Origin of the sequence: Streptomyces sudanensis (assembly GCF_023614315.1) — a bacterium.
In the GTDB taxonomy this organism is placed as follows: domain Bacteria; phylum Actinomycetota; class Actinomycetes; order Streptomycetales; family Streptomycetaceae; genus Streptomyces; species Streptomyces sudanensis.
Map to the genome: position 1 here is coordinate 4643541 of NZ_CP095474.1, position 329 is coordinate 4643869.

Below are 329 nucleotides of genomic sequence, written 5' to 3' on the forward strand. Positions count from 1 at the left end.
AGCGCCAGGAGGCCGCCCAGCGCGCCCGCCGCGCCGCCGACGCCCTCGCCGGCCTCGCCCACCGCCTGCGCGNNCNNGCNGGCTGGCAGGTCCGCCTCCGCGAACTCGCCGACGAGGCCGACGAGGCCGAGGCCAGGGCCCGGGCGTGCCTGGAGCGCGCCCGCGCCGCCGACGAGGACCGCCGCGCCGCCCAGCGGGCCGCCGACGACGCCCACCGCACCGCCCGCGCCCCTCTTCCCGAGCGCGCCGAGATCGCCGGAGCCCCCGAGAACCTCCCCGAGGAGAAGCCGGACGGCACCGCCCTCCTCGACGGCGGCGCCCCGCGNCCT

The 329-nt window shown here is 83.0% G+C and carries 1 pseudogene; it reads left to right on the forward strand.

The features are described 5' to 3' along the window. Positions 1-80: 80 nt before the first annotated feature. Positions 81-325 (forward strand): annotated as a pseudogene (locus MW084_RS21520) (hypothetical protein); the annotation flags it as partial. Positions 326-329: the final 4 nt, after the last annotated feature.